General features: G+C 54.0%; 23 protein-coding genes and 1 pseudogene. 11 read left to right on the plus strand and 13 right to left on the minus strand.

Features of this window, described 5'->3' with window-relative positions:
* The first annotated feature begins 72 nt into the window (after positions 1-72).
* From D9K61_RS00815 to D9K61_RS00825, 3 genes are all read left to right on the plus strand, one after another.
* On the plus strand, positions 73-795 hold the full coding sequence (locus D9K61_RS00815; RefSeq protein ID WP_120631364.1) for a hypothetical protein: 723 nt from the start codon (positions 73-75) through the stop codon (positions 793-795).
* A 246-nt stretch (positions 796-1,041) separates the two neighbouring features.
* Positions 1,042-1,440, plus strand: coding sequence for a hypothetical protein (locus D9K61_RS00820; protein ID WP_120631365.1), 399 nt, complete (start codon positions 1,042-1,044; stop codon positions 1,438-1,440).
* Positions 1,437-2,039 (plus strand): glutathione binding-like protein, encoded by a 603-nt coding sequence (locus tag D9K61_RS00825; protein ID WP_120631366.1) that lies wholly within the window; start codon positions 1,437-1,439, stop codon positions 2,037-2,039. Before D9K61_RS00820 ends, D9K61_RS00825 begins: the two co-directional genes overlap by 4 nt.
* 97 nt (positions 2,040-2,136) lie before the next feature.
* Here the strand turns inward: D9K61_RS00825 and D9K61_RS00830 are convergent, their stop codons facing one another.
* Positions 2,137-2,445, minus strand: a complete 309-nt coding sequence (locus tag D9K61_RS00830; protein ID WP_120631367.1) for a hypothetical protein — start codon at positions 2,443-2,445, stop codon at positions 2,137-2,139.
* A 92-nt stretch (positions 2,446-2,537) separates the two neighbouring features.
* Complete coding sequence (locus tag D9K61_RS00835; protein ID WP_120631368.1) at positions 2,538-3,017, minus strand: MarR family winged helix-turn-helix transcriptional regulator; 480 nt, start codon at positions 3,015-3,017, stop codon at positions 2,538-2,540.
* Between the two features lie 102 nt (positions 3,018-3,119).
* Here D9K61_RS00835 and D9K61_RS00840 point away from each other — a divergent pair, with 102 nt between their 5' ends.
* On the plus strand, positions 3,120-3,800 hold the full coding sequence (locus D9K61_RS00840) for a CatB-related O-acetyltransferase (RefSeq protein WP_120631369.1): 681 nt from the start codon (positions 3,120-3,122) through the stop codon (positions 3,798-3,800).
* 208 nt (positions 3,801-4,008) lie between these two features.
* Positions 4,009-4,548, plus strand: coding sequence for an outer membrane protein (locus D9K61_RS00845; protein ID WP_120631370.1), 540 nt, complete (start codon positions 4,009-4,011; stop codon positions 4,546-4,548).
* 390 nt (positions 4,549-4,938) lie between these two features.
* Here D9K61_RS00845 and D9K61_RS00850 read toward each other — a convergent pair whose 3' ends face one another.
* The 3 genes from D9K61_RS00850 to D9K61_RS00865 all read right to left on the minus strand — a co-directional run bounded on the left by D9K61_RS00850 (position 4,939) and on the right by D9K61_RS00865 (position 7,751).
* Positions 4,939-6,264: a S41 family peptidase gene (locus D9K61_RS00850; protein ID WP_120631371.1), complete on the minus strand. Its 1,326-nt coding sequence runs from the start codon at positions 6,262-6,264 to the stop codon at positions 4,939-4,941.
* A 411-nt stretch (positions 6,265-6,675) separates the two neighbouring features.
* Positions 6,676-7,152, minus strand: a complete 477-nt coding sequence (locus tag D9K61_RS00860) for a DUF1992 domain-containing protein (protein ID WP_254055635.1) — start codon at positions 7,150-7,152, stop codon at positions 6,676-6,678.
* Positions 7,153-7,301: 149 nt separating this feature from the next.
* On the minus strand, positions 7,302-7,751 hold the full coding sequence (locus D9K61_RS00865) for a helix-turn-helix domain-containing protein (protein WP_120631374.1): 450 nt from the start codon (positions 7,749-7,751) through the stop codon (positions 7,302-7,304).
* Between the two features lie 80 nt (positions 7,752-7,831).
* Here D9K61_RS00865 and D9K61_RS00870 point away from each other — a divergent pair, with 80 nt between their 5' ends.
* A complete protein-coding gene (locus tag D9K61_RS00870) occupies positions 7,832-8,329 on the plus strand; it encodes a DUF2938 domain-containing protein (RefSeq protein WP_120631375.1) in 498 nt (165 codons plus the stop codon).
* Between the two features lie 71 nt (positions 8,330-8,400).
* On the opposite strand, the gene D9K61_RS00875 is transcribed toward D9K61_RS00870, so the two are convergent.
* A complete protein-coding gene (locus tag D9K61_RS00875; RefSeq protein ID WP_120631376.1) occupies positions 8,401-9,120 on the minus strand; it encodes a YafY family protein in 720 nt (239 codons plus the stop codon).
* Between the two features lie 86 nt (positions 9,121-9,206).
* Here D9K61_RS00875 and D9K61_RS00880 point away from each other — a divergent pair, with 86 nt between their 5' ends.
* Positions 9,207-9,602, plus strand: a complete 396-nt coding sequence (locus tag D9K61_RS00880; RefSeq protein ID WP_120631377.1) for a RidA family protein — start codon at positions 9,207-9,209, stop codon at positions 9,600-9,602.
* 445 nt (positions 9,603-10,047) lie between these two features.
* On the opposite strand, the gene D9K61_RS00885 is transcribed toward D9K61_RS00880, so the two are convergent.
* A complete protein-coding gene (locus D9K61_RS00885) occupies positions 10,048-12,912 on the minus strand; it encodes a Tn3 family transposase (protein WP_120631378.1) in 2,865 nt (954 codons plus the stop codon).
* A 160-nt stretch (positions 12,913-13,072) separates the two neighbouring features.
* Here D9K61_RS00885 and D9K61_RS00890 point away from each other — a divergent pair, with 160 nt between their 5' ends.
* Both D9K61_RS00890 and D9K61_RS00895 read left to right on the plus strand, forming a co-directional pair.
* Entirely contained in the window at positions 13,073-13,612 is a 540-nt protein-coding gene (locus D9K61_RS00890) for a recombinase family protein (protein ID WP_254055636.1), read from the plus strand.
* 35 nt (positions 13,613-13,647) lie between these two features.
* Positions 13,648-13,911: pseudogene (locus D9K61_RS00895) on the plus strand (transposase); the annotation flags it as partial.
* 134 nt (positions 13,912-14,045) lie between these two features.
* Here D9K61_RS00895 and D9K61_RS00900 read toward each other — a convergent pair.
* The 6 genes from D9K61_RS00900 to D9K61_RS00925 all read right to left on the minus strand — a co-directional run bounded on the left by D9K61_RS00900 (position 14,046) and on the right by D9K61_RS00925 (position 21,160).
* Entirely contained in the window at positions 14,046-15,107 is a 1,062-nt protein-coding gene (locus tag D9K61_RS00900; protein WP_120631380.1) for an ABC transporter ATP-binding protein, read from the minus strand.
* A 99-nt stretch (positions 15,108-15,206) separates the two neighbouring features.
* Complete coding sequence (locus D9K61_RS00905) at positions 15,207-16,421, minus strand: sialidase family protein (protein ID WP_162946669.1); 1,215 nt, start codon at positions 16,419-16,421, stop codon at positions 15,207-15,209.
* 58 nt (positions 16,422-16,479) lie between these two features.
* Positions 16,480-17,946 (minus strand): aldehyde dehydrogenase, encoded by a 1,467-nt coding sequence (locus D9K61_RS00910; protein WP_120631382.1) that lies wholly within the window; start codon positions 17,944-17,946, stop codon positions 16,480-16,482.
* Positions 17,943-18,812, minus strand: coding sequence for a carbohydrate ABC transporter permease (locus D9K61_RS00915; RefSeq protein WP_162946670.1), 870 nt, complete (start codon positions 18,810-18,812; stop codon positions 17,943-17,945). The genes D9K61_RS00910 and D9K61_RS00915 overlap by 4 nt, the downstream gene beginning before the upstream one ends.
* Positions 18,813-18,819: 7 nt before the next feature.
* A complete protein-coding gene (locus tag D9K61_RS00920) occupies positions 18,820-19,686 on the minus strand; it encodes a carbohydrate ABC transporter permease (RefSeq protein ID WP_216825724.1) in 867 nt (288 codons plus the stop codon).
* Positions 19,687-19,831: 145 nt separating this feature from the next.
* Entirely contained in the window at positions 19,832-21,160 is a 1,329-nt protein-coding gene (locus D9K61_RS00925; RefSeq protein WP_162946671.1) for an extracellular solute-binding protein, read from the minus strand.
* 154 nt (positions 21,161-21,314) lie between these two features.
* Between D9K61_RS00925 and D9K61_RS00930 the strand changes: the two genes are divergently transcribed.
* Positions 21,315-22,367 (plus strand): GlxA family transcriptional regulator, encoded by a 1,053-nt coding sequence (locus D9K61_RS00930; protein ID WP_162946672.1) that lies wholly within the window; start codon positions 21,315-21,317, stop codon positions 22,365-22,367.
* A 147-nt stretch (positions 22,368-22,514) separates the two neighbouring features.
* Positions 22,515-23,489, plus strand: coding sequence for a dihydrodipicolinate synthase family protein (locus tag D9K61_RS00935; protein ID WP_216825725.1), 975 nt, complete (start codon positions 22,515-22,517; stop codon positions 23,487-23,489).
* Positions 23,490-23,515 lie beyond the last annotated feature (26 nt).

Below are 23,515 nucleotides of genomic sequence, written 5' to 3' on the forward strand. Positions count from 1 at the left end.
CAGAATGCCGGTTCTGCATCAGAACCGGTTCCCCGGGCACCTATGCCTAAACCCAACCAAAGGACCAATGATATGAAACCCTTTCTATTGACCAGTGCTGCCGTACTGGCCCTGACCATCGCAACTCAATCGAATGCGCAGGAGGGCACCAATGTTAGCTATGACGCCCCGGAAAGCATGCAGCTGACTTTTATCTTCCACATTGACGACGGCATGGCCGAGCAGGATGTGTTCTATGAAAAAGTCCCAGGCTCGGGTGAGGTGTTTCGCCCCACCGCTGCGACCCGCGACATGGATGCGCCGCTTTATGCGCCGGGTATTGAGGTGAAACACAACTTTCTGGACACAACCGATACAGGTCCCTATCCAAAGGGTCGCCCGCTTGGCCTGACACTGGGTGAATGGTTTGCGGCCAAGGGCAGTGGCACCTACACCTGCGAAAATGGGGTTGGACTGGTCGATCTTGCCTTTGAAAACCTCGTGCCTGGGGGTGTTTATACAATCTGGCATGACTTCATGGTCTGGCCACCGACCGACCCGTTCATCGGCACATATGACCTGCCCTTTGGCGCGCGTGACGGGTCAGAGAATACCTTCGTCGCTAAGGAGGACGGGTCAGCTGATTTTGAGCGCGAGATCTCACCCTGTCTGCAACTGAGCGGAGAACACCTCGCTGCTGATCTGGGGCTGGCATGGCATTCGGATGGTCAGACTTATGGCCCACTTCCAGGTGAGTTTTCGACCGTCACACATGTTCAGATGTATGTGGCACTACCCGAACGCACCGGCCTTTGAGGGCGGGTATCAGGGCAGGTATCGCGCTTGCCCTGATCCAACCAAACTGGAGAGCTCCTCATATGATGATGAGATCCGGCACACCCAAATATTGTCCGCCAAACTTCGTATGGGACGCGACGACAGATACAGGCACTTGGCAGAACCGGACCCCGATCATGCAGAATACACGTCGATTGAAACTGGGGCGCCTTGGCGTCTGCAATGCGGATTTTACATTGTCACTCACCAAAGAAAGGCCTTGCCATGAAGATCATTCGCATAAACCAAAGTGAAAATGGCGGATCGCAGTTCTCTGATCATGACTGGACACTTGAAGAGGGCAGTTTCACACCGCCATCACCGGCAGGATATGCAACCACGCCTGAAATGAGAGCTGAGGGGGTGCTGATGATGCATCATCCCGCAGGTTATGGCGACGACTGGCACACCGCGCCTGCAATCGTTCTTGGGACCGTCCTTCGGGGAGCAGTCCGCATTCAGACGAGCGATATGGATACACGGATTTTGCAGGCAGGGGGTCAGTTTCTGGCCTGCGACCTAAAGGGCAAGGGGCACCGCATGTTTGAAGTGAACGATGGACCCTATGATCTTGCGCTTGTTGTTCTGAAAGAAACACCGGGCGAAGAAGCGTTTCTTCAATGAGACTGTACTACTTCCCCGATGCCTGTTCGCTTGTCATCAACATTGCACTGCGCGCGGCGGAAATGCGGTTTGAACTGATCGAGGTCGACTATGTCACCCGCCGGTTGCGCGACGGCTCGGATTTTAGCCGGATCAATCCAATGGCTTATGTGCCCGCTTTGCAACTAAGTGATCGGAGGTGCCTTACAGAAGTCATCGCTATCATTGACTGGATCGACTTTGCTGCACCCGAGGCGGGCCTGCTGGGTGCACAAGGGACACACAAGCGACAAGAGGCCATGACCTGGTTGGCTTTTGTGGGGACCGAAATTCACAAAAGCTTCAGCCCGCTGTTTCGGCGCGACACGCCACATGAGTTCCTGGAGCCCGGACAGCGCCATTTGGAACAGCGATTGACCGTCGTCGAACGTAATCTGTCGGAGCAAAGTTTTCTGTGTGCCGATACGCATACGGCTGCGGATTATTATTTGTATGTCATATCTCGTTGGATGGGTGACGCTGGTCTATCCACCCGGGACTGGCCTGCCATTCGGGCACACGCAGCACGGATCGAGTCGCTTGGATTCGTCCAGGATGCACTGGCTTCAGACATCAGATAACGAACTCAGACCTCAATTTGGAACAGGGTTCAATTTGATCGAATTCATCAGGACCTGCCGTGAGGGCTCATTCAATTGTAGGCGTGAATCGACCGCATCACACCTGTTCGATAACAACAACTGAGGAATTTCCTTGCCCCATTTGTCGCGTATACCGCATGTGGCGGCCGCGACGTTCGATAACTTCGCGATCCAATCCGAGGTCTTCTTCGCCGCTCGACACAGCTCGGCAGAAGAAGCCATCCTCCCAGTACCAAGAGCCAAAGAAGTCTTGTCCACCAGCCTGGCCGGTAATGTCGCCTGATGAATGGATAGTGAACCTCAGGTCTTCACCAAGCAGAACCTTGTCCGCAAAGATGTCGATGAACTCAGCCCTCGTGTCGATTCTTTGCCATCCTGCATCCATGTGTATTGCTCATCTCAGCGCCAATTGTGTTTCACATACCCGTGTAGCAACCCCTTCGCGTTTCAGCGACCTTTCATAGTTTCTGACTTGGATTAATCTGAAGCGCCGTTTTCGCCATAGCCCGAAATCATGACGTCGTTGATCGTGCTCTGAACGACAAAGTAGGCACGGATTTCCTCATCTGTGAAACGTTCAACAAACTGCGTCATACGAGCCATCTCGGTCGCGCGGATTCTTTCGATTACCGCTTTGCTCTGTTCTGTGAGGCAATAGAAATTGGAGGTTCGGTGCTGAGGATTTGGGATACTTTTCAGGAGCCCCCGCTCAACAAGATCCTTTATCAAGCGCCCGACCAGCTGTCGCTTCACCTGTAATATCTGAGTAATTTCAGGCGCTGTTGCCTGTTGAACCGCCAACAAAACCTCGAGAATGGCACGCTCTCCGACACTAATTCCTGTGCCGTCCAGGTCTGCTTCAACGCGTGCGGTGATGTTGCGCAGCAAAGGCCGCGTCAACTGTATCCCGGCATACAGCAACTCAGCAGGTGACATTTTGTCGGTGTCAGTTGCCATTTGTGGGCTTCCCTTGCGTTATTCGTCAACTGAGTTGACATTATTATTCTAGCGACCTATGTACCCGACACGGCCCCAAAACTCCAGCGGCGGAACCAACTGATGCCTGATGATAAGCGTGTAACACTGCCAGATCCAAGATCCCGGAACCCTCTTGTGTTTCCGGATGGCACTCATGATCCCGCGACAGTGTTTTTGTCGGAGGTCATAGATCATCCAAATATCGATGTCGGTGACTGGACATACTACAATGATCGCAGCCTGCCGGACGACTATGCTGAAACCTTGGCACCTTATCTATATCCGGGAGCACCGGAGAGGTTAAATATTGGTCGTTTCTGTCAAATTGCTCAGGGTGTGCAATTCATAACAGCGACTGCCAATCACCCAGTGGCGGGTATCTCAACATTTCCATTCGCCGTCTTTGATCGCGACCGGATAGGTGGCTACCGGGATTCTTTGCCAAGAGGTCGAGACACCAAAATTGGTCACGATTGCTGGATCGGCAGAGAAGCCATGTTGATGCCCGGTGCAGAACTTGGATGTGGTGTGATCGTTGCTGCAAGAGCAGTGGTTCGTGGCAAAATACCGGACTTTGCAGTCGTTGCTGGAAACCCGGCAAAGGTCATTAGGATGCGGTTTGAACCGCCGGAAATTTCCAAACTCCTCGAGATCGCCTGGTGGAATTGGACTCCGGAGAAGATCGCAAAAAACCTGCATTTGATTGAGCAGGGCGATGTCGCTGCTCTGGCAAGATGCAGCGAAGATAGGGCTCTAGAGTAAAAGCCACTTCCGCTTAGCCCAGGCAATATAACTCCAGTTCAACAACGCAGAAATGGTGCTGCATTCTTGCGGGTTTCGGCCCGTAACAGATCAGTGTTGCCTGAAGCTGGTCCAATCCTAAGGGCGCTTGCGCCAACAACCCTCACAAACATTTTGACCACCAAAAGCGCACGACGACACGTCGTGCCAAGACAAGAAAGAAGAAGACATGAGAAATACATCAGTAATGATCGCATCGGTCGCAGCTGTGATGATCGCGCCTAGTATCGCGACGGCAGATGACGATTGGGCCGGGGTATACGCGGGCATTCATTTTGGCGCTGCTGACGGTGACCTTTCAAGTGGCTCAGCCAAGTTAAGTGACCATTCAGCCGTCTACGGGTTGCAACTCGGCTACAACTATAGCCTGGCAAACAACTGGATTGTCGGAAGTGAACTTAGTTATAGCACCGCTGAGTTTTCCGCCTTTGGTCCCTCAAAAGACATGGACACGACGCGCTTGAAACTCAAAGCAGGATACGCCGTGGGCGCAGCCGTGTTCTATGGTGTTCTGGGCTACTCCCACATTGATCTTGATGGCAAGAACGAAAGCGGTGTGACTTACGGGCTTGGCGTGGGCTACAAAGCGACGGAGAGTATTATTCTTAATGCTGAACTTCTCCGGGATAGCTTTGATTTTGAGTCATCGGGTGCGGACGTAGATGTAGACGTAACCACGCTCCTTCTCGGTGTGTCATATCAATTCTAACCTTGAACCCGCTAGGATCTTCGAGACCAATACCAATTCAGATTGTAGGCGCCTGCAATGGAGATCGTTTCGTTGCAGGCTTCCTCCTCTGGTCGATAACCGAAGATGCAAGCGTAAATTGCTCGACCTGAAGGAAATTCCCAGTGGAGCCAAGTTCAATTATTCTGTTTTCAGGACTCATTGTCAGTACTTGCATCTTGGGTGGAGCAATTTACTCCGGCCTTGTACGCATCGCCGATGCCCTCAACAGCAAGAACCCGAAACGGATCAAAAAGGTCGAAGACGGGCATGCTCGATAGCTGGGTTGGTTGAATTCAAGCATTGTCCTTCCCGTAGGAGCGGTGATCGACGAACAGAGCGATGTAGCCATATCGCAAACTACCAAACACGCTAGTTCGATCCTAAAAGGTGCACTGCCGTCTCAACCAATGCGTCTGTGCCTGCGATTATGCCATCAGCATCAAATTCAACGAAAATATCGGGTGGGATGCCGATACCCTCAAACACCTCACCTTGAGCGGACAAATATTCTTGGTAGGACAGTCCAAGCAACCAACCGTTCGGCAGCGTAAACTCTAGCACATCGGACAATCCGCCAGACGACCTTGTCCCCATGATCGTGGTTTCCGGCCGCTCTCGCATGATCAATGTGAATACCTCAGCAGCACTTCCCGTCATCTCACTTATCAAAACAACAACTGGTTGCGCGAGATTGGGGCCTTGAGCCGGGTGAACTTTGACCTGAAATGGTTCGGAAAACCCTTCCTGTTGCCACGATCTCTTACTGAATGCGGTTACCGGGGTTTGCAGGAAATACTCTGCAATCACCACCGCTACGCTGTCTGAACCACCAGGGTTATAGCGCACATCGACAACAATCCCCTTGGCATCCTGAAGGTCCATTACAACGTGCTGGAACGCTCTGGATGCGGCTTCGTGTGACGATTGCCCAATAGGCTTCTGCACTTCCATTTCCTTGATCGCGATGTATCCAATGCCATCGGAGCGCAAACCGTAGCGGATTGAGAAACCCTCCAGGCCTTGAACTGGAATCTCTGCCTGGCTCAAAGCGGTCTGCCAGAGGAGATTGCGGGTCAGCGATGGATTGGCTTTCAGCCAGCTTGGGTCTTCCTCTGGAGAAAAATACCCCTGATCCCCCATTGATAACTGAACATGTCCATCATCGACTCCGTGCGTTGCCTGCTTGAGCAGAAAAGAAAGTGCAATATCGCTGAGGTCATCAGTTGGGGGTGCCAGTTGCCTGCGTGCGCCCCAATCAATGTTGTAAAGACCAAAGAATGGATAATGCTCAGCCATTGCAGACCAAAAGACGTCAAATGTATGGATCGCTCCACGTTCCGTATGACCAGGATCGGCACATTCAGAGGGAAATTCGGAACGAGTGTGTCGGATTGGCTCTACGACGCCATCAACGCTAAGTTCCAGCATGTCATTTCGGCGCTCAATTGAGGCGCCCGCAATAAGATTCACCAGACCCAAGTGCGCCGGAAAGGCATACTCTCGAAAGCAACTGACAGCTGTTGTTCTATACACTTCGGCACGCAGTCTCGAAATGCGCATGACTTGACCGTAGTCAGAAGCAACCCAGGTTCCCAACATTTCCTTGGGAGGCATATTGATAAACCAGGACGCTGCAACAGAAATAGTCCCTGCAACCAACAGTGAAGCAAGTATGCGAGACGTGAGCTTTTTCATCAATTGACAGACCTAGGGGATTTCATACCGACCCTTCGAGCTTGTTGGGGTCGATATTCACATGAAGCGCCACAAACGTGCTATCGATTGCGTGGATGCTGCTTGGCAGTTCGCTCGTTTCCCCTCCGGTAGTTTCCTGTCAAGCGAGCCATTTCCTGTTGCTGACCCTCGAAGTTCAGGTTGCTCATGTCCTCAAGAAACCACTCAGCCTTTTCTTTTCGGAGCGTCGCCGCCCGCTTGCCATTGTGAGTTATGGACACGTCACCGTTCTTGGATTGTTTGAACGAAAATTCGAGGTCTGCTGAATTCATCTAAGTATTACCTGGCCCGCGTGCTATCTCTGGGTTCATATGGGCTTTATATGACAGTCTCATGTTATTTTGGATCCAATACGATCTAGGTTCCCGCCGGTTACGTCGTTTTGTAGAATTTTTGACGGGCTTCTTGTTCGATGGACAGGCGCATCTGCAAGTCTGCCAATTTGCACATTTCTTTTTTCCTTGCAGTAAGATCCGTGGTTTCTTGATATACTTTCCGTTGCTCCTCCATTGCTTTCTTCAAAACGATTTCGTTTGGCAATATACCCGCTTCCGCCATGATCCCGAAACCAGCTGAAACGATGTTCCCGGCGTCGCGCTGTGGCAAAGGCTTCCCCTCACCTTTCAGGTTTTCCAACTGCCCTCCGGCTTGTGCCTTGTGGATCTGATTCTCGATCAGTGTTCGCCACTTCATGGATCTTCCTCCGAAGAATTTCTTACACTGGGCTATATGGATGGAATTGATAAATGTCAACTGAGTTGACGGAGTGAATATCAAACTCCAGATGTGTGCGTCGTTGGCATTGTGCGGATACCTACATAAGGAAACGCAGGTCTTGACTACAGCCATCCGAGCAAAGTGTGGAGAACGGCTAATCCGAGCCCAAAGATACCGTCTTTTTGTACTGTGTCGGACAGCTGTTTCAACTCAGTAGACGATCCACCTTGGCCATACGGATCCATCGTTGGGTCGCTTTGAGATGTCACCGCTAGGCGAGATCACTCTACTCTCATGTCATCCACTGATCTTTCTATTTTGATGATTTTTTTGGCATTAGTCCGCTTCTTGGTCAGTGCAACACGCATGATGCGCTGAAAACGAGGGCAATCCAGATGATGCGGGGCCGTGCAGTTCATGACGTGTCGCAGGCCATCCCTTAAGGCGCTCAGTTCTCTGATAGTAACGTCGATAGCGTCAGCCTTTGCAGCCAAGGCATTGCGTTCCAAGGCGGGGCGACCATCTGCGCCTATCATCTCCTTGATTTCGGAGAGAGAAAATCCGGCAGTTTGTGCCAGCACGATAAGTGAAATGCGTGTCTTTACCTCATTCTCATAGAGGCGTTTCAGCCCCCGTCTTCCTGCTGAACGGATCAGGCCAACTTCTTCATAATAGCGAAGCTTTGAAGCTGAGAAACCACTCAAGTGAGAAAGTTCAGAAATATCGAGCATGATCTTGACCTCAAGTTGACTTGAAGTTGTATGTGGAACGCCTCTTGCAAAATATCAACAAAAACTGAGGTCCTTACTCCATGGCGACAAACATTATTCTCAACGCGGCCATCATCGGAACTGGCGCCACAGCCTTCATGGATTTGATAGCGCTGATCCAGAAACATATTTTGTCTCAACAATCACTCAACTATGCGATGGTCGGGCGTTGGCTCGGCCATGTTACCCAGGGAAGGATCGTGCATCGCCCTATCTCAGCAAGCCGACCCATTCCGTTCGAAGGATTTCTCGGTTGGAGTATGCACTATCTAATTGGTGTCTTCTTCGCCTTCGGCTTTATTATCCTTGTTGGCCATAATTGGCTAGAAACCCCGAGCTTGTTACCGGCATTAGTGTTTGGCGTATTTACGGTATTCGCACCCTTTCTTGTGCTTCAACCGGGGCTGGGGGCTGGGTTGTTTGCTCGGCGATTGCCCAGTCCGAACGTCGCACGCCTTAAGAGTGTTTTCGCACACTTTAGTTTCGGCATGGGGCTTTGGGTCGCGGCGATTTGCGCATCCATGTTTTTCGGACATTAAACAAAGGAACGTTGAAGGCCGCCGTTGGCAATGTCGGGTGCCAACGGCAGCAAAGTCCGCATCGACTGACTTCAGTGTGTCAATTCGCTGAACGGACAGACATCATCTTCAAAAGGCACATGTCGGCGACGAAAGTTGGAGCCTTCGATCGGCTCCGGCTTGCTGATCCGGTCCATCCGAAAATGTCGGATACCCTGTCGCGTCGGATCCCATGCGACAAGATACCAGAGCGGGGGCAAGATCAGCATGGCTTGCGGTTCGACCTCGCGCTGTGTCTTGCGTCCTCTTGCATCGCTATAGTCGAAGCGAAGGCATTGCTTTTGCAGGAAGCTCGTTTCAAAGGCTGGTAATAAACCCGAGTCAATTTTGCCAACATTCGACACGTCCTGCAGCGGCGAAAGCTGACCAATATGCAGGCAATCAAGGAAGGCGCGCAGGTCTTTCACCTTATCGGACGGCAGCGCTTTTTCGATCTTAGCGAGCCCGGCGTCCGCAAGATCTGAGAATGGTAAACTGCCTGCTGCACGCATGGCGGCAACACTGATCAATAGTGCAAAGACCTCTGGCACCGAAAGCCGCGCGGTGGTTTGCATGGATTGCGGATCAAGGTGCACTCCTCCGCCACGCCCTACATCAGAGTGAATGACAAAGCCTTCATCCCTTAGGGCGCTGATATCGCGCAGCACCGTGCGACGCGATGCCCCCACTTCACTCGCAAGATTCTCAATCGTGGTGGTGCCGTTGCGGCGCAGACTACGGACGAGGGCATCATGTCTGAGTCGAATGTTCATATCACCACCTTAGCAAAATTAGTGCCAGAAAATGGCACTAATTCGATCTAGACCGGTTTCAGCGAAATCAATCAAGGAGAATCAAGATGGAACGTATTGCAGTGAACCCGTGGGACTGGTCTTTGAAGCTGGGATATAATCAGGCGGAAATCATCGAAGGGGTAACGCGTCAAGTCATCTGCGCCGGACAAACCGCAGTCGATGGCGAAGGCACTCCCCAGCACCCGAACGATATGCGTGCACAAATCGCTCTGGCGTTGGACAATCTTGAGGCAGTTCTGGCCAAGGCAGAGATGGACTTGAGCAACGTGACGATGCTGAGAATCTACGCAACGGATGTGGACGAAGCGCTGAAGAATTTCGATTTGATGGGTATACGCTTTGGACCGCATCAGGTCGCGCCGTCGATGACGCTTGTGGGCGTGACCCGGTTGGCGATCCCAGGATTGCTGTTTGAAATTGAGGCAACAGCGGCGGCCTAAACGAGTACTTTCAAAGTCGTTATTCGGATCATTCAATCCAGTGACCGCTACGTCCTGCGAATGTGTGTCCACGTAGCCCCATATTTAGCGGCCGCGGCGATGGTCCGTCAGCGGAGGCAGGGGCAATGCTACATTGCCTCTGAGGTGCCATTGATCACACTTCAGCCCATAACAGGCGCGGCACGTCGCGAACACGCGCGTACCAGACATTGTGCGATTGTTGAGAGCAAGGGCAGCGAACTGCCCCTGCTCGGTCGGCTGTTCAGAATGGTACCCGGTGGTGCGAAGGCGGTGGGCGTTCAATCTGTGGTGGGAGGCCGACGTCCTCCCTAAGATGATCCGGCAGTTCAGCTAACTTGCGCAGAACAGGCCGTTCTTTGCTGGATTGCAAGGCAAATAGGGGTCCGCTCCGGCTGGGGGCAGAATGACACCCTAAGGCTGGGCGTCATCGATTTTTCCACCTGTATTCGCCTGTGAGCAGGATATGCGCCAGGAGTTGAGGTGAACAGTCGAGACCAGCACGCTTTCGCGTGGTGACGGCATGGCCAAGGTGCTTGGTATTCCAGTAGATGATGATCGCGGTCAGCAGGTTTAACCCTGCCATGCGATAGTGCTGTCCTTCAGAGGTTCGGTCTCGGATTTCGCCTTGGCGACCGATGCGGAGGGCGTTTTTCAAAGCATGGTGGGCCTCACTTTTGTTCAGACCGATTTGGGCGCGGCGCTGCATGCCAGCGTCCAACAACCAGTCGATTATGAATAAAGTGCGTTCAACGCGCCCGATCTCCCGTAATGTGACAGCCAGTTCGTGCTGACGGGGATACGATGCGAACTTCCTCAACAACTGGCTGGGTGGCATGACACCCGCCGCCATGGTAGCGACGGCGCGCAAAATGTCCGCCCAGTTTTCCGTGATCAGCTTTTCTCTGATCTTTCCGCCGACCAGCCCGCGGACTTCCTTCGGCGCCGCGGAGGGATCGAAGAGATAGAGCCGCTTTGACGGCAGGTCACGGATGCGGGGAACAAAGCGATAAGACAGAAGTGCGGTTGCGGCAAAGACATGATCCGTGAAGCCGCCGGTGTCGGCGTATTGCTCTTTGATCTTCTTCCCAACCTCGTTCATCAGCAACCCGTCCAGAATGTATGGGGCCTCGTTGGCGGTCGCAGGGATATTCTGTGTGGCAAACGGGCCGAACTGGTCGGAGACATGGGTGTAAGCCTTCAAGCCGGGCTCCTGTCCATACTTCGCGTTGATGAGGTTCATCGCCTCGCCATGCCGCGTTGTTGGAAAAAACTGACCGTCGCTTGAAGCGGTCATACCACCGCCCCAGAACCTCGTCATCGGTAATTTGGTCTGCGCCTCGATCACCTTGGCAAGCGCCCTGTTGATGGCATCGCTTTCAACATGCCACCGGGACAAGCGCGAGAGTTGGAAGTAGTCATGTGAACTGGTCGCCTCGGCCATTTTGCTGAGGCCAAGGTTCAATCCCTCGGCCAGCAGCACGTTCAACAACCCGATGCGATCCTTGCAGGGAACGCCGGTGCGCAGGTGTGTAAAGGCTTCGGTGAAGCCGATATCGTCATCAACTTCCTGCAGCAGATCGGTGATCCGGACGGCAGGCAGGCGACCATAGAGATCAAGCACCATGCCATCAGCATCCGCCGGGATTGCTGCCGTCAAGCGATCAACTTTGAGAACGCCGTTCTCGATTGAACCGCCGGGAATCGCGCCAGCTCTGGCAGCCTTGGCCAAACGTTTCATCCCTTCTGCCAGCCTTGCCTTGCGATCATCGAGCCAGATCTCAGGTTCGAATGGCATCGTCAGGCGAGGGCACGCCTTGGCTGTTTCTATAGGTATCAAAGCTTGTTTCAGATCAGCGTAACGCCGGGAATGGGGCAGCCAGATATCGCCGGATCGGAACGCTTCGCGCACTTGGAACAACACTGCGACCTCCCAGAGCCGATTGTCACCTGGGTCCTGAGCATTGAGGTGTCGATGCCATTTCGAGGTTCGACGCAAAAAGCCAACCTGACGGGGCGCATCGGTTTGATCCTGGGCGATGACTTTTGTTGCCTGCATCAAAGGCGCCGCCACCGGGGCGGCGCAGATATCGAGCGCCCGCAACATTCTTGGGGCATAGCGCCGGAACCGGTGATATCCATGAACGACATGAGACAAGGCGTCAGCCGCCATCGTGTCGGTCAACTCGGCCGCGGTTGTCACCATGCGTTCGAGGTGAGACCAGCCACACACAACTTCGACGGCGGCATCAAGGGACGCGCCATCCGTCTTGGCTTCCAGCAAGGCAGCACCCAGATCCTTGAAGGAACGTAATGTTTCACGCAGTGAAGACCGAGCATCCGCGATACGCACGTCTGACAGCCTTTTCGCATCCCGCCAGGTCTTGCCAACAATCCGGTCGTGGGTTTCGATCACGGCATCGGCGATGGCCGCCTTCCACTCTACCGCACAGACGGCAAGGATCGCCAGGCGCCGGTCACTCGTGATGTCGCGCAATCCATCGGCAAAGTAGCGCTCGCCTTGGCGGCGCAGGCGGGTGACGCGATGTGGCGGTACGTTGGACAGAATGTCCGGTGAGAGGCCCAATTTTTGCAAAACCTCTAACCGGTCCAGAAGTCGCGATGCTCCAGCCGAGTTGCTGCCCACCTCGAAACGGCGAAGCCAGATGAACCGGGTGACATTGCCATCCACGATCTCGGTCAACAGCGCGTCCAGGCGTTCTTTCGTTTCGTCGTCGATCCTGCTGGTGATCCGGCTTTCGGTCTGGCGCTCAGCCGACACCAGAGCATCTGCACACAGCCGTTCGATGACAGACATGCCGGGCAGGATCACCTGCGACCGGCGGCACTCTTCGACAAATCGGCGCGCCAGGTCTTCGTTGGATCGGGCAGTTTCAGCTTCATTCTCGAGCCAAGTCTTGAGACTGCGAGCGCCTTGGCCAGAGAACATCTTGAAGCCGTAAATCTGACGCAGGGCGTGCAGGTGCTGCTGACGGGTTTGCCGACGTGCGGCATATGGTAAAACATCATTGCCGGTCAGGCCCAACTGAGCCCCGATGAAGCGCAATACCTTTTCCGGGATGACTTCACCAGATGACAACAGCCGACCAGGATAGCGCAGGGCGCAGAGCTGTAGGGCAAAACCGATCTTGTTCTCCGGTCGCCGCCGTTCGTTGATGTGTTCAAGATCGTCATCTGCCAGCGTGTAATGCCGCAACATCAATGTCTCGTCAGTCGGCAGGTCGAAAAGCGCCGAACGCTGGCGCTCGGTCAGAATGGACCGTCTTGGCATGTTGGCTTGTCCTTGTTAATCAGATGTCTGTTCGGGACACATCTCGCACCAGCAAAATCAACGACTTGCAAGACCAAATTCCAAGAGGGTTCAACTGGGACAGCGCGCAGCCATCTATGCCAGAGTTTCCACCGCCGATCAGTCGTGTGACAGGCAGGTGATGGAGCTGGCTGCTTTCGCAGAACGCGGTGGTTATGAGGTGATAGGTATCTTCAAAGAAACGGCCTCGGGTGCACCCGCCAATCGTGTCGCCCGGAACCGAATTCTCGATCTGGCTCAGGCACGGCAGATAGATGCCGTCCTTGTCAGCGAGTTGTCCCGGTGGGGCCGCTCCACTCAAGACCTGTTGGACACTTTGAACAAGCTGGCAGGCTGGAAGGTTTCGGTCGTTGCCATGAGTGGTATGACTTTCGAGTTGGACACGCCGCATGGCCGGATGATGGCGACCATGCTGGCAGGAATTGCCCAGTTCGAACGCGACTTGCTCAGCGAACGCGTCAAATCAGGACTTGCCGCAGCCCGTGCGCGCGGCAAGAAGCTCGGGCGCCAACCCGGACAACGACCGAAATCCGACAAACTTGCACCGAAGGTCGTTCAAGCCGTGGCGGAAGGTCGTTCATACCGATGGATTGCACGTGATCTTGGCATCAGCAAAAACACCGTGCTCGACATAATGAAACGCCACAGGGAAAACTCTTAGGGTGTCATTCCGCCCCCAGCCGGAACAGACCCCACTGGTGGCTCGGGGATCGCGGCTGTGATGCAGACTGGTTCCGAGACGCATTGAAAGACAAAGGAATAAGCGCCTGCATTCCAGGTCGAAAGTAACGCAAGACAACCGTGAAGTATGACAAGCGCCGATATAAACGGCGCAACCGTATTGAGATCATGTTTGGTAGGCTCAAGGACTGGAGGCGCATAGCCACCTTCTTTAACTTGTTTCTGACACCTGCGGTTTATCGGGTTTTGGTACGCAACGGTCACCAACCCAATCAGTGACTGAGTGGGCGATCGGACATTTGAGATTCAGCACATACGGCGGCTTGGTTATGCGCCACATACGCGCTTGGTCGTCTCACCAACAACGGTAGCCTACATTGGGCCTTATCGCGCCTAACGGGCTGAATAACAACTCACCGCAACCGCTCTTGCGAAACCGGGTCGAAGAACATGGCCTTGCCCAGTTCGATCGCAATCGCGACATTGCCCCCTGGCGTTCCGACAGTATTTTCCCGTGTTTCCACAATGATCCGCTCACCGGTCGCCGCGACAAGATGGCTATAGGTTACACCGCCCAATTGTTCGGTCAGGTCAAGGCTTAGCGATGCCTGGGTATCCTCTGTCACCGACACATGGTGCGGTCTGAAGCCCACAACAACGTCGCCACTGCTTTTGGAATTGATTTCGGCAGGGATTTCCAAATTGCCCAGGGCCGGAATTCGCACCTTTCCGCCGTCCAAAACACCGTCGAGGAAGTTCATCGATGGCGTGCCGATGAAACCGGCAACAAATACATTGCAGGGGTTTTCATACAGCTCTAACGGGGTTCCTACCTGTTCGATCCGACCTGCGCGCAATACCACGATTTTGTCGGCCAGCGTCATGGCTTCGACTTGATCATGGGTGACATAGATCATAGTCGCGTCAATTTCCTTGTGCAGCCGGGCCAGTTCCATCCGCATCTGTACCCTGAGTTCTGCATCAAGGTTGGACAGAGGTTCATCAAACAAGAACACCTCGGGTTTTCGAACGATCGCCCGACCGATGGCAACGCGCTGGCGCTGACCGCCTGACAACTCTTTGGGCTTACGGTCCAGCAACTCGTCCAATTGCAGGATTCTGGCCACTTCAGCCACTTTTTTGCGGCGCTCGGCTTTTGGGATCCCTTCCATACGCATCGAGAACGCCATGTTCTCGGCCACGCTCATATGCGGGTATAACGCATAAGATTGAAAAACCATCGCGGTCCCGCGCTTTGACGGCGATATGTTTCTCATGGATTTCCCGCCAATGCGGATGTCGCCCTTGCTGAGCGTTTCCAGACCGCAGATCATTCGAAGCGCGGTCGACTTCCCGCAGCCGGACGGGCCGACAAAAACGACGAACTCACCATGTTCGACTTCCAGGTCAATGCCGTGAATCACCCGGGTTCCCGCATAATTCTTTTCGACGCCAATGAGTTCTAGGTTAGCCATTCTTTCCTCTATTCTTGCGGGCAAACGTTTGCGGATGAACTGCGCGGGATTTCGTATCCGGGGGAGTAGCGGGCGCCGAAACCCCGCGCAGGTGCGGCTCTAGCTCAGCCAGAACCGAGTGGTACGCAGGTATTGCAGGGGCACGGGATCGTCGCTCCATTCGTGATACGAAACCGCGATTGAACCATCAGGGTTTTGAACCACGCTGGGATACCCGATATGCTGGTACAGCCCAGGGTGGTTCGGATCGATGGTCCCGGCATTATAACCCTCGGTGTCGTTATCCCCGCCAAGGCTGGATGTCGGTTTCGAGCTTTCCGAGCGGGTTGGCAAGCCGCCCTCACGGATGATGAACTCATCCTTTACATCCCATGTGACACCATCCTCGGAAATAATGCCGCGCACCCCATAGGACGGGCGACGATAGCCATATACCATCAGGTAGCGCCCATCCTGCAGCGGAATCAGCTCTGGCGGATAACCCCAGATGTTCGTCCATTTGGGCGGTGTCCAAGAAAACCCGTCATCTTCCGAGATGGTCATAACCATGTTCTTGGCGTCACCGCTTGGATTGACATGGGTACGCATGAAGCAGACCAGACGACCGTCTTTCAGGCGCAAAATGTCTGGCTCTTCATAGTCAATGATTGCTGCCGGGTCATAGGCCAAGGTGGAGTAGTATTCCCAGTTGTCCCCGCCGTCATCCGACCGCATGAGAGCCGAACGTGTGGCTTCGTTTTCACCTTCTTCGCCATATCCGCGAATACGCCCATACAGCCCCATTAGGATACCACCATCCGGCAACTGCCAGCAGCCCGACCGGCAGCCGCCGTGTTTCATCGGACGCACATTAACCGGGATCGGAGACGACCATGTCTGTCCGCCGTCCTTGGATTTTACAACATAGGTTCCCAGCCAACTCTGCAGCTTGAACGCCCAGGTCCAGTCGCCCCATTCCTTGGTGTTTGGTGCACCACCCCAAGAGGGTTGCGTGGGCTTTTGACCTCGTTTGAAAAACCCGGTGATCGCGAAGTTGACGAGCAGGGTGCCATCGTCGAGTTCACAGATACCTGCGTCCCAGTTGCCAGTGGTGTCAGACCAGTCGACAATGACACTCGGCTCACCCCAAGTCTGTCCGCCGTCGGTTGACTTGACCATCATCGAACGTCCGCTGTCATGGTGGAACGGGTAACGTTCCTCATTGTAGACGGCGACCAGATCACCATTCTTAAGCACGCGTGCCATCGTCTGATTGACGCAATGCTCAGGATGTTTGACCATTGTGTGATGGGTAATATCCTTGATTGGACTCATTTCCTCACTTTTCCTTCTAAGTTGATGGAGGGCCATGGATTGCAAAACGCGCACGCCGTCAGAGGCGAACACCTATGTTCTTGATTTTCAGGTAATTCCTGATGCCGGGAAGGCCGCGTTCACGCCCAATCCCGCTGTTTTTTTCACCGCCGGTTGGTGCCTGTAAGCCACCGATGAACCAGCCATTGATCCAGACCGAACCTACATCGAGATGCTTGCTCAGCGAGATCGCGCGACTGACATCTCTGGTGTAGATCCCGGCAACCAGCCCAGTGTCGAGCCGGTTGATTGTCGTGGTCATCTGCGCGTCAGTATCAAACGTGTGAACCGTTGCGATGGGACCGAAAACCTCGTCAATCGCAAGGGGGTGATCCAGTGGCACATCGTCGAAAACCATGGGCTGCACAAAAAACCCAGGCTTCAGGTAATCGACGCTTTGGCCGCGAATGCAGGGTTTCATGCCTTCTGCGGCTGCGCGTTCTATATAACCGCTGACCTTGTGTAGGTGATCTTCTGACACAAGCGGTCCGATGTCCGGGTCATTCTCGGGGCGGTCAATCGAAAGCGTCTGGATCTTGTGTTCAAGAAGCGCCAGGAACTCGTCCTTGATGCTACTGTGCAGCAGATACCATGACGCCGAAGAGCAGACCTGGCCCGCGTTGGCGAAAGTGGCCTCCAACGCGTCGGTCGTGGCGCGGTCAAGGTCTGCGTCGGCCATCACGATCATCGGATTCTTGCCGCCCAGCTCCAGTACACAGGATTTGATGTGTTCGGCCGCATTTCTGTAAACGCGCCGTCCGGTTGTGACCGATCCCGTGAAGGTAACAGACCGGACCAGGGGATGATTGGTCAGGGGTTCTCCGACCTCTGGCCCGGTTCCGGTGACGACGTTCAACACACCAGCGGGCAGCCCTGCATGAAGGCAAATTTCCGCCAGTGCCAACGCGGTAAGGGGTGTTTGTTCCGCAGGCTTCAGAACCGCTGTGCAGCCCGCCGCCAAAGCTGGCGCAACCGATCGGGCCGCCATGCCCAGAGGAAAATTCCACGGGACGATATGGGCGGTGACACCGACAGGCTCGGGCTGGGTATAGTCAAGATACTCGTCGCCCAGCGGGATGGCGCTGCCTTCCATTTTATCGGTTGCCCCCGCGTTGTAACGGAAACAGTCCACCACGCCTTGAATATCGCCGCGTGCGGCAGAGATCGGCTTGCCACTATCCAGGCTTTCCAGACGGCTGAGATGTCCAAGTTCACTTTCGATCGCGTCGGCAATTTTGTTGAGGACCCGACCCCGTTCGAAAGGAGTCAGGTCGCCCCACGGCCCGCCTAGCGCGGCATCCGCAGAGACACAGGCACTGTGAACGTCGGCAGCATCGCACCGCGGGACGGTCACGATGACCTCTTCTGTTGAAGGGTCCACCGTTGCCATCTTGCGCCCCGAGGTCGCCTCATGGCTGAACCCATCCACAATCACTTTGTCCGGGAGACGCGACAGAAACTTGTTTTGAGGGTCCAACTCACTCATGATTTCACGCTCCCTTGCGAGATACCTTGGATGAAGTATTTCTGAAGGAAGAAGAACAGGACCAGACTGGGAATGGACAGAACTGTTACCGCGGCCATAGAAACCGAGAACCCTTCAAGCTGGGTATGTGTGCCAACCACAGGAGCGAACTGGGCAACACCAACGGGCAGCGTCTTCATGGATTCATCGAATGTTACCAACAGCGGCCATAGGAAATTGTTCCAGTTCAGGGTGAAGATGATAACGGTCGCGGCAATGGCAGGGGCGCGCGCCAGAGGCAGGGCCACCAGCCAGAATATCCTAAACGGTCCGGCACCATCCATTCTTGCGGCTTCTTCTAGTTCACGGGGGAACGTCAGAAAGAACTGGCGGAAGATATAGACACTGAACACATTCGCGACCGTTGGCAGGATCAACGCCTGATAGGTACTGGCCCAGCCGACCTTGATGATCGCCAGCAACAGTGGGACGACAGTTACCTCTGCCGGGATCATCAACGATGCTATGAACAGCGCAAAAAGCAGCCCGTTGCCCGGAAAGCGCATCCTGGCCAGCGCGTAGCCTGCCATCGCTCCGAAAAACACGCAAAGCCCGGTCGAAACAGTTGCCTGGATAATGCTGTTGAGCCCCCAGCGTAGAACCGGGTATTCGAAAACCTTGCGGTAGTTCTCGAGCGTCCAGACCCTCGGAAGCCACTCGATATCTTCAGTCAGAACATGTTCGGGCAGCTTGAAGGATGTGGAAACCATCCAGATGAACGGCATGGCCCACAGGAAGACAACAAACATTCCTATCAGCCAAACGGCAACATCGCTTAACTGCGGACTGCCATTGCGGAAGGCAAAAACCCTGGGAGCATCAAACATCTTCATTTCAGGCCCTTTCTCTGACGACGAGGCGAAGCAGGACCGTTATGAGAACGATCAGGATGAAGAGGATGATCGCGACGGCGGACGCATAGCCAAAGGTGTTCCGCACGATCGCGGCCTGGTAGATGTAGTGGATGGGGGACGCCGATGACCCCGCCGGCCCACCATTTGTCATGACGTAGACTTGGCTGAAAATCCTGAGCGTGGAAATCAATTGCAGGGTAACCACCATCGAAATCACTGGTCGCATCAAAGGAAGTATTATGAAGAACAGACGTTGAACCTTATTCGCCCCGTCGACTCTTGCGGCTTCGATCAGGTCTTTCGGGATATCCTGCAGAGCGGCGAGGAACAGGATGAACGCCAGCCCGGTGTCCCACCAGATCGATGCGATGCTGACGCCTACCAACGACCATTCCGTCGATGTCAGCCATTTGATATGGCTGATGCCAAGATAACTAAGATAATGATTTATCAGGCCATATTGGGTATCCAGCAGCCAAACCCAGATCAAGCCGATAACGGTTGCCGATACAACATAAGGGGCAAAGAAAAACGTGCGCGCGATGGACGATAATGGCCACCTTTGGTTGACAAAAAGCGCCGCCAACAGCCCGCAGATGCTGACCCCGGGAACGATGATCAAACCGTAGAACAGAACGTTCTTGAAGGCGTTGATGACCCATTCATCGTGCAAGGCTTCGCGGAAATTATCCAACCCGACCCATTGTGGCGCGCCGATGATGCTCCATTCCGTGAACGCAATGTAGCCACCGAACAACACGGGCATGATGTTGAATAATAAGAACGGAATCGTGAAGAAGGCGACAAACGCATACCCTATGCGATCGATCCTTACCGTTTCACCCATATTTAGACGTGCCGATACGTGATCTGGCATGTCAATCTGTCTCGCTTCGGCCATCTGTGTTCTTCTGCTGTTTCAGGTTTAAGAGAGCGCGGCATCGAGGTCGGTGGCTGGTTACAACCCCCGGCCCCAATTGGCTGGCGTTTTATCAGCCTTCGTCGAGGCCTTTCTGCCAACGTGCTGCCAGCTGTTCCATGGCCTCGGCTGGCGACTTCTGTTTTGCCCAGACATTCTCCAGCGTCGACGCCAGGAAGTTTCCGCCCGAATAGATCGTGAACTCGGGACCTGCCACGACCGGGATTTCGGGGATTGTGGCAATCTTCATTCCATCGACAAACGCGCCGCGAATGTCCCAAGGATGCCCGGTTGTCTTGTAGTCCGGCCGATCCAGTATCGAACGTCTCGGCGCGGCACCGCGTCCAACAGTCGTCCAGAGGAAACTGTTATCCGACAACCACTTCACCGCCTCCATGGTCGCAGCATACCGTTCTTCGTCCTGCTGCTTATAGAACTCCAAACCACCCATCTCGAAATAGGTTCTTTGGGTCCCGCCGATATTGGGCATTTCATAGGTGCGGAAGTTTACACCCTGTTTGACATACCCGTTCAGCGTCCACGGGCCGGTCCAGAAGATTGAACCATTCCCGGTTCCGAACGCCTTGTAGCGGTCGGTGACATCGCGAGTAGAAACGCGATATTCATCGAACAGTGCCAGAACCCACTCCATCGCGGCGATACCGGCCTCGGGGTTCACGGCGGCAGTTTTCAGGTCGTCGCTTGCCCGTTGGAAGCCCATCTGCTCGGCAACGATACCCCAGGTGACCGTCGGCTGAACGCCGGAACCAGTCATCAGAATGCCCGAACGGGAAACGTTGTCGCCGTCGAACTTGGTCATTGCCTGACCCCATTTGACCAACTCTTCCCCTGTGGTTGGGAAGGCATCCGGGTCCAAACCGGCTTCAAGAACGTGGTCGACATTTACCTCAGGCTGCAAGCTCATGAGGTCCATCGGAACCATGTACATCTCGTCGCCGTATTTCGGGTACCTGGCTGCCTTTACTGAAGAGTCGGTAAAGTCGGCCAGATCCAGCCCACTATCCCGGATCAGGGCATCCAACGGCACGGTTACACCGTCCCGCGCCAGCTGGGCCCCTTTACCAGCGGTGCCCCAACCAAAGTCCGGGGCTTGGCCCGTCGCCGTGGCGGTTAGAACCTTGGTCGTGTACTGCTCCTCAGGGACCAGTTCCATTTTGATCTGAATGCCTTGGCCTTCGTGGGCCTGATTGAATGAATCAATCATTTGGGCCCAGACTTCGCCATCAGATGCCGCGAGCCAGCTCCAGTGAACAAGCTCGATCGGTTTGTTGAATGCAAAAGCTTTGGAAGCGATGAGCGGTGTCGCAAGCGCAGCTCCGGACGCTGCCGTCGCAGTCTTCAAAAAGGTCCTACGGTCAACCCGCGACTTCGTGCGTGACATATATTTCTCCTCCTTGTTGCCTCGAAATCTTGGTTCTCCTGCAAAAGGAGTTATCAACATTTCGCCATTGAATAATGTGGCCGGTCGCGGCATCAATCGTTTACTGTGTGCGGCGATGGATTGATAATTTCCGACAAAAGGGTGCGAATCAATGATGAAATTAGGGAATCACAGGTCCTACGGTTATCGCGATATAGGTATCTTTCTGGCTCCTCAGTATGCGCTATACGCGCTTATTCCGATTATCGAGTTGCTTCGGGTTGCAAACCAGACTGCGGGAAAACGCCTGTTCAACTGGACCTTTATTTCCGAAGATGGTGGCCCGGTCGAAGCCGGCGCCGGGATGACTCTGAACTGCAACGCGAGTATTCATTCGGGCTTTGCCTACGACCTTGTGCTTGTACTGTCAGGAAATGACGCTGTTTCATACCTTTCTGGGAAATTAACCGCTTGGCTACAAGGGCTTAATCGGCACGGAGCGCTGATAGCGGGCGTAGATACGGGCGCTTTCGCACTTGCGGAAGCAGGGCTTCTGAATGGGAAACGGGCGACATGTCACTGGGAGGCAGAACCAATCTTTCTGGAAAGGTACCCGAACATCGATTTCGTTGAACGAAGGTACATTATTGATCCGCCAATAATGACATGTGCAGGTGGAATTGCAGCGCTGGACATGATGCTTGAATATCTTTCAAGAGAACAGGGACCAATCCTGGCCTCACAGGTTGCAAATGGGTTTGTTTACCCAAGTCCTTTCACCGGAGACGGACCACAGCGCTTGTCGCCTGAAGCCCATAAGCCCTCGGCCAAAAACGATCAAAAGAATGCGGTGCTAAATACGATTTCGTTGATGGAAGAAAGCATTGAAACTCCGCTTTCAGTACAGGAAATCGCTGAGAAGGTCGGAATTTCAAGACGAAACCTTGAACGCCAATTCAAACGCGCAACGCGTTCAACAATTGCACAATATTACCTGCGTGTCCGACTGGAACGCGCCCGGGAGATCCTGTTTTACAGTGAAATGGCCGTTTCCGAGATTTCAATTATCTGCGGTTTTAGCTCACCTGCCGTTTTTGTCCGGACCTTCAAGTTGCACTTTGGGACAACGCCAGGTTCGTTCAGATTAAGCCATTCTGCCACAGAGATGGCACGTTTTCGCTCTCATGTGACCTGGACGTTGGCCGACTCAGCCAACCACAGCGGCTGATTCGGGGCGAATTGTACGCAAAATGCAAACTGCCTGGCGCTTATTGCAAATCCAACGCCGGCGAGATTTGAATACGATTGGGCATCTTTACTCGGGCTGAGCCGCTTTGGCGTCGCCGGAAATTCTAATGTCAAAAGGGAAACAGCCGTGTCCAATTTGAATAACTACTCCGAGCTTCGGACAAAGCTTGAAGGTTGCTATGTTACCATTCCTACACCATTTCACGACAACGCTAATCTTGACATAAATTTCGAGGCACTGCGTGCCTACGTTCGGTTTTTGCTGGATTCAGGGTTGAACGCGGATTACGCAACATTTCTGGCCGGCGGTGCCGCAGGTGATTTTTCGACAATGACCTTTGACGAGCGTTGCGAGGTCGTCCGAGTTGTTGTGGACGAAGCAGGCGGGAAAGTCCCGATTGCAATGGGCGCGCAGACCGCCAGCACTCTGGAGCTGGTTCGGTTGGCCAAAGCGGCTCAAGACATCGGCGTTGATTTCATCCAGGTATCCTGCCCCTTTTACTTTTCCCACACCGAAGCCGATTTCGAAGAATATGTGCGGGCTGCGGCCGAGGCCGCACCGAATGTAGGCATTATCCTATATAACACCTTCTGGACCAGTCAGAGCCTGAGTTTTGGCATGATCGAACGGTTGTCGGATCTGCAGAATATCGTGGGGTTGAAATGGGCCGCGCCGCGCACAGACGCGATGGAGTTCGAAGACGTGTGTTCGACATTCTCTGACCGTTTCACGATCATCGACAACAACCTGTTCTTCGGCATGAGCGCGACACCAGCACTGGGTGCGAAAGCCTTCGAGGTACATCACTGCAACTTCTGGCCAGAATGGGGCATCAAACTGATAGATGAAGCCCGCGCCGGAAATTACGCGGAAATCACCAGAATGCTCGTTGAAGAAGGCAAGCCTTTCTACAAACTATGGATGGAAATCGAAAACAACTTTACCAGCGGCGACGGATACCTGGACAAACTTTGTATGGAGCTTGTCGGACTACCTTCGAGCCGTTGTCGCCCGCCGACCCGCGATGTCCGGGATGACTATCGTGCTGCAACCAGAAAAATGATGGATGAGATCGGCGTACCGCGCCTATCCGCCAGTTGACCCCCTCGCCACTAACCAGCCCCCTT

The organism is Ruegeria sp. EL01, from assembly GCF_900313035.1.
Classification (GTDB): Bacteria; Pseudomonadota; Alphaproteobacteria; order Rhodobacterales; family Rhodobacteraceae; genus Ruegeria.